The sequence below is a fragment of the Microbacterium sp. genome, from assembly GCF_035277845.1.
In the GTDB taxonomy this organism is placed as follows: Bacteria; Actinomycetota; Actinomycetes; order Actinomycetales; family Microbacteriaceae; genus Microbacterium.
In genome coordinates this window covers 1-5,863 of record NZ_DATEJS010000331.1, presented here as the reverse complement: position 1 = coordinate 5,863, position 5,863 = coordinate 1, and the positions used below count along the sequence as shown (strand labels likewise).

General features: G+C 69.5%; 4 protein-coding genes and 1 pseudogene. 3 read left to right on the top strand and 2 right to left on the bottom strand.

Features of this window, described 5'->3' with window-relative positions; genetic code table 11:
* Positions 1 to 43: 43 nt before the first annotated feature.
* Positions 44 to 658, top strand: a complete 615-nt coding sequence (locus VJR25_RS14635) for an ANTAR domain-containing response regulator (RefSeq protein ID WP_324116293.1) — start codon at positions 44 to 46, stop codon at positions 656 to 658.
* A 62-nt stretch (positions 659 to 720) separates the two neighbouring features.
* On the opposite strand, the gene VJR25_RS14630 is transcribed toward VJR25_RS14635, so the two are convergent.
* Positions 721 to 1,146, bottom strand: coding sequence for a hotdog fold thioesterase (locus VJR25_RS14630; RefSeq protein WP_324116291.1), 426 nt, complete (start codon positions 1,144 to 1,146; stop codon positions 721 to 723).
* Positions 1,147 to 1,198: 52 nt separating this feature from the next.
* Here VJR25_RS14630 and polA point away from each other — a divergent pair, with 52 nt between their 5' ends.
* Positions 1,199 to 3,856, top strand: coding sequence for a DNA polymerase I (gene polA / locus VJR25_RS14625; protein ID WP_324116289.1), 2,658 nt, complete (start codon positions 1,199 to 1,201; stop codon positions 3,854 to 3,856).
* A 70-nt stretch (positions 3,857 to 3,926) separates the two neighbouring features.
* Positions 3,927 to 5,600, top strand: a complete 1,674-nt coding sequence (locus VJR25_RS14620; RefSeq protein ID WP_324116287.1) for a DUF885 domain-containing protein — start codon at positions 3,927 to 3,929, stop codon at positions 5,598 to 5,600.
* 6 nt (positions 5,601 to 5,606) lie between these two features.
* Here the strand turns inward: VJR25_RS14620 and VJR25_RS14615 are convergent.
* A pseudogene (locus tag VJR25_RS14615) lies at positions 5,607 to 5,863 on the bottom strand (hypothetical protein); the annotation flags it as partial.

Below are 5,863 nucleotides of genomic sequence, written 5' to 3'. Positions count from 1 at the left end.
CCGCGATTGCAGGCGTCACGACGGCCTTCGCTAGGATGGGAAGGTGACTGACCAGGAGCAGAGTTCCGCATCCGCGCCCGCCCCCCGACGCGTCGTCGTCGCCGAGGACGAGTCGCTCATCCGTCTCGACATCGTGGAGATCCTCCGCGACAACGGATTCGACGTCGTGGGCGAAGCCGGCGACGGAGAGACGGCGGTGCAACTGGCGACCGAGCTGCGGCCCGACCTGGTCATCATGGACGTCAAGATGCCGCAGCTCGACGGCATCTCCGCGGCCGAGAAGCTCAGTAAGAGCCACATCGCGCCGGTCGTGCTGCTCACCGCCTTCAGCCAGAAGGAGCTCGTGGAGCGCGCGAGCGAGGCCGGCGCCCTGGCGTATGTGGTGAAGCCGTTCACCCCGAACGACCTGCTGCCGGCGATCGAGATCGCCCTGGCCCGCTACGAGCAGATCGTCACGCTCGAGGCCGAGGTCGCCGACATGGTGGAGCGCTTCGAGACCCGCAAGCTCGTCGACCGTGCCAAGGGACTGCTCAACGAGAAGATGGGTCTGTCCGAGCCCGAGGCCTTCCGCTGGATCCAGAAGGCGTCGATGGACCGCCGCCTCACGATGCAGGACGTCGCGAAGGCCATCATCGAACAGCTCGCGCCCAAGAAGTAGGCGCTCGGATCTCGCGGCGACGAGATCGACGACGCATGCTGCGGGCAGACCGCAGGATGCCGTCAGCTCGCTGCCGGGAAGTCCTTGATCAGGTTCGTGATGCGGATCGTCGACAGCCGGCGACCCTGCTCGTCGGAGACCACGATCTCGTGCACGGTCATGGTGCGACCGAGGTGGATCGGCGTGCAGACGCCGGTCACGACGCCGGAGGTCGCGGAGCGCGTGTGCGTCGCGTTGATGTCGACGCCGACCGCGAGCCGGCCGCGCCCCGCGTGCAGGTTCGCCGCCATCGAGCCGAGCGATTCGCCGAGCACGACATAGGCGCCGCCGTGCATCAGACCGACCGGCTGCGTGTTGCCCTCGACGGGCATCGTGGCCACGCAGCGCTCCAGCGAGAACTCCACCCACTGCAGCCCCATCTTCTCGGCGAGGGCGCCCATTCCGCGCTCGATCGCCCAGTCGATTCCGGGGCTCGTGGTCTCGGCCATCGTCGTCTCCGCTCGCATCTCGGGTGTCGGTGGCCCCGGCTAGGCTGACGGGGTGACGGACTCCGCAAAGCCTACCCTTCTCGTCGTCGACGGCCATTCGCTCGCATACCGGGCGTTCTACGCGCTGCCGGTGGAGAACTTCTCGACGAAGGACGGCCAGCACACCAACGGCATCTACGGGTTCCTGTCGATGCTCGTGAACCTGATCAAGGCCGAGCGTCCGACGCACATGGCGGTCGCGTTCGACACGTCCCGCCAGTCGTTCCGCACCCGCGAATACGCGGAGTACAAGGCCAACCGCTCCGAGAGCCCGGCGGAGTTCCGCGGCCAGATCCCCCTGCTGCAGGAGTGCCTGGCGGCGATGGGCATCCACGTGCTCCAGAAGGAGGACATCGAGGCCGACGACATCCTCGCCACGCTCGCGACGCAGGGTGCGGATGCCGGCTACGACGTGCTCGTCTGCTCGGGCGACCGCGACACCATCCAGCTCGTCGACGACCGGATCACGCTGCTGTACCCGAACGTGCAGGGCGTCTCGCAGCTGAAGCGGTACGACCCCGCCACCGTCGTGGAGCGCTACGGAGTGCAGCCCGAGCAGTACCCCGACATCGCGGCTCTCGTCGGCGAGACCAGCGACAACCTGCCGGGCGTCCCGAAGGTGGGGGAGAAGACCGCGGTCAAGTGGCTCACCCAGTTCGGCTCGCTCGATGCGCTCCTCGAGGGAGCGGACTCGATCAAGGGCGTCGTGGGCGGCAACCTGCGCGAGCACCTCGACGACGTCCGCCGCAACCGGCGCCTGAACCGGCTGCTGCGCGACGTCGAACTGCCGATGGGCCCGGCCGATCTCAGCGTGCAGCCCATCGATCCGCAGGCCGTGCGCGACATCTTCGCGCGGCTCGAGTTCAAGACGCTGCTGCCGCGCGTGTTCGAGGCGACGGGCATCGAACCGCAGATGGCCGCCGAGGCCTCCGCCCCGACCGTCGCCGCCCCCACTCCCGTCGAGCTGGGCGCGGCGGGGCTCGCGGATTGGCTGGCTTCGGCCGACGGCGAAGTCGGCGTCACCGTGCTCAGCGACGGCGGACGGCCGCAGCGCGTCGGGTTCGCGACGATCTCGACGAACGGCGACCGACCGCTCGCGGTCGAGACGAGCTGGAGCGACGAGGTCGCGGCATCCGTCCGCGACTGGTTCGCATCCGAGGCGGTCAAGGCGTTCAGCGACGCGAAGCCGCAGATCAAGGCTCTCGCCCGGGCCGGCGTGCCCACGGCGGGCATCGGCTTCGACACCATCATCGCCGGGTGGCTGGTGCGGCCGAGCTTCCCGGACAAATCGCTCGGGCACCTCGTCGACCGCTACCTCGACGAGAAGCTCCCCGAGGCCGACCCGACCCAGCTCGTCCCCGAGACCGAGGGGGCGACGCCCGGCCAGCTCTCCTGGTTCACGCTGCGGGTTGCCGACGCGCAGCGTGCCGCGCTTCCCGAGGGCGTGGCATCCGTGCTGGCCGACATCGAGCTGCCCACGCTGTCCACCCTCGCCGACATGGAGCTGGCGGGCGTGGCCGTGTCGCACGCGAAGCTGTCTGCATTCAGCGCGGAGCTCGGCGCGCGGGCGGACGCCATCGCGCAGGACGCCTACACCGCGATCGGCCGCGAGGTGAACCTCGGCTCCCCGAAGCAACTGCAGGAGGTGCTGTTCGAGGAGCTGCAGCTGCCGAAGACCCGCAAGACGAAGACGGGGTACTCGACGGACGCCGCGGTGCTCGCCGACCTTCAGGAGACGAGCCCGCATCCGTTCCTCGACCTGCTGCTTCAGCATCGCGAGGCCACGAAGCTGCGGCAGATCATCGAGTCGCTGGATGCGGCGATCGGCCCCGACCACCGCATCCGCACCACCTACGTGCAGACCGGCAGCCAGACCGGCCGCCTGTCCAGCACCGACCCGAACCTGCAGAACATCCCGATCCGCACCGACGAGTCCGGGCGCATCCGCGCCGCCTTCGAAGTGGGCGACGGCTACGAGACGCTGCTGACGGCCGACTACTCCCAGATCGAGATGCGGATCATGGCGCACCTGTCGGGCGACGAGGGCCTCATCGAGGCGTTCAACTCCGGCGAAGACCTGCACCGGTTCGTCGGCGCCCGGGTGTTCGGCGTGGAGCCCGGCCAGGTCACCCCGCACATGCGCACCAAGGTCAAGGCCATGTCGTACGGTCTGGTGTACGGGCTGTCCGCCTTCGGGCTGTCCCGGCAGCTTCGCATCGAGCAGACCGAGGCGAAGCAGCTGATGACCGAGTACTTCGCCCGGTTCGGCGCCGTGCGCGACTATCTGCGCTCGTCGGTGCTGGCTGCGAAGGAGGTCGGCTACACCGAGACCATCTTCGGACGTCGCCGCCCCTTCCCCGATCTGTCCAGCCCCAACCGGGTGCTGCGCGAGAACGCCGAGCGGGCCGCACTGAACGCCCCGATCCAGGGCAGCGCAGCCGACATCATGAAGATCGCCCTGTTCCACATCCACGACGAGTTCCGGGCCGAAGGCCTGGCCTCCCGCATCCTGCTGCAGATCCACGACGAACTGGTCGTGGAAGTCGCGCCGGGGGAGTGGGATGCCGCCGAGCGGATCGTCCGTGCTCGCATGGGCGACGCGGCCGAGCTGTCGGTGCCGCTCGACGTCCAGATCGGGCAGGGCGCGAACTGGGACCTCGCCGGGCACTGACGCCGACCACGGCGGCGGCATCCGGTTCCGCGGGTGGCGACACCCGGTGTCGCCTCCGTAGTCTGGAAGGATGACTGAACCTTCCCGCACCCCTACGCCGATCGACAAGATCGCCGACGCATGGGTGGACACACTGGCCGAGCAGATGCCCACGCTCGCCACCTACATCGGGCGCTCCGAGTTCAACGATCGGTACGGAGACTATTCGCCGGCGGGCATCGAGCGCGTGGTGGAGGCGACCCGCACCGCCCTGTCCGAACTCGACGCCGCCGCCCCGGTCGACGCGGTCGACGAGGTCACCAAGGCCGACTTGAGCGGCGAGCTGCGCCTGAGCCTCGAGCTCGCCGAGGCCCGCTGGGACCTGCGCGACCTCAACGTGATCGCGTCCCCGGCGCAGGACATCCGCGCCGTCTTCGACATCATGCCCACGGCCACGATCGACGACTGGTCGGTCGTCTCGACCCGCCTCGGCAACGTGCGCGGCGCCATCGACGGCTACATCGAGACGCTGCGCGAGGGGATCGCCCAGGGCGTCGTCCCGGCACGCCGCCAGGTCGACGAGGTCGTCACCCAGATCGGCCGCTACGTCGGCGACAACGGGTTCTTCGCCACGTTCGCGGGCGAGGCGGCGCCGGAAGAAGGCCAGCTGCCGGCATCGCTCGCCCGGGACCTCGCCGACAACTCGAACGCGGCGCGCGTCGCATACGAGCGCCTCGCCGAGTTCCTCGGCGGTGAGCTGGCCGCCGTCGCGAACGAGCGGGACGCGGTCGGCCGTGAGTTGTACGCGCTCCACTCCCGGCGCTTCCTCGGCGCGACGATCGACCTCGACGAGACGTACGAGTGGGGGCGCGAGGAGCTCGCCCGCATGGTCGCGGAGCAGACCGCGATCGCGCACGAGATCAAGCCCGGTGCGTCCGTCGAGGAGGCGGTCGCGTTCCTCGAGAACGACGCGACCCGCAAGCTCCACGGCACCGAGGAGCTGCAGCGCTGGATGCAGGAGACGAGCGACCACGCCGTCGCCGAGCTCGGCCGCAGCCATTTCGACATCCCGGAGCCGATCCGCAAGCTGGAGTGCATGATCGCGCCGACCAACGAGGGCGGGATCTACTACACCGGGCCGACCGACGACTTCTCGCGGCCCGGTCGCATGTGGTGGTCGGTGCCGGAGGGCGTCGACACGTTCGACACATGGCGCGAGCTCACCACCGTGTACCACGAAGGCGTCCCCGGGCACCACCTGCAGATCGCCCAGGCCGTGTACAACCGCGCCGAGCTGAACTCGTGGCGGCGTCTGCTGGCCGGCTCCTCGGGCCACGCCGAGGGCTGGGCCCTGTACGCGGAGCGCCTGATGGAGCAGCTCGGCTACCTGGAGGACCCGGCCGATCGGCTCGGGATGCTCGACGGCCAGCGCATGCGAGCCGCGCGCGTGGTGCTCGACATCGGCGTGCACCTCGAGAAGCCGCGTCTGGACGGCGAGGGCACCTGGGATGCTGCGTACGCTCTCGACTTCATGCGCCAGAACGTGAACATGTCGGATGAGTTCATCCAGTTCGAGGTCAACCGGTACCTGGGATGGCCGGGCCAGGCCCCGTCGTACAAGGTCGGCCAGCGCATCTGGGAGCAGGCGCGCGACGATTACCGGGCGCGTCAGGGCGATGCCTTCTCGATCAAGGAGTTCCACAAGCGCGCGCTCGACATCGGCGGCGTCGGGCTCGACACGCTGCGCGAGGCGCTCGCCCGCTGAGACCGCTCACGCCGATCCGTCGCGGAGGTCGTGGGACAGCAGTTCCACGACCTCCGCGTCGGTCGTCTGGGTGAAGTCGATGTAGAACTGGCCGACCGCCCAGAAGTCCCGCTCGGCACGCAGACACAGGTAGTCGTCGACGGTTCCGTGGGTCGGCCGCCACTGCGCGGGCGCCACCGGGACGGCGAGCACCACCCGCGCGGCTCCGCGGCGACGCATCTCCTGACACGCCGCGGTCGCCGTCGCCCCGGTGGCGATGCCGT